The 255-nt window shown below is 65.1% G+C and carries 1 protein-coding gene; it reads left to right on the forward strand.

What is annotated here, in order from left to right; all coding sequences use genetic code 11:
- Positions 1 to 255: phosphopantetheine-binding protein (locus tag AB4Y32_RS40640; RefSeq protein ID WP_368726599.1), on the forward strand; the 255-nt coding region annotated here is incomplete at both ends.

The following is a 255-nucleotide window of genomic DNA, read 5'->3' on the forward strand; positions in this document are numbered from 1 at the left end:
ATGACAATTTCTTCGAACTGGGTGGCAATTCGCTTCTCGGGGCAAGGCTGCTCGCCGAAGTACGTCAGTCGACGGGCTACACGATGCCACTCGCGACGCTGGTGATCGCGCCGACGATCTCGCGCCTCGCCGGGATCATCGAGGATCGCACATCGTTGCCGTCGTCGCCGATTCTGGTGCCCATGCGCGCCGGGACGGGAACGCCGCTGTTCCTCGTGCACGGCCTGAGCGGCTCGGCGATGGAATGCTGGGCGC

It is taken from the genome of Paraburkholderia phymatum, from assembly GCF_040965635.1.
Classification (GTDB): Bacteria; Pseudomonadota; Gammaproteobacteria; order Burkholderiales; family Burkholderiaceae; genus Paraburkholderia; species Paraburkholderia phymatum_B.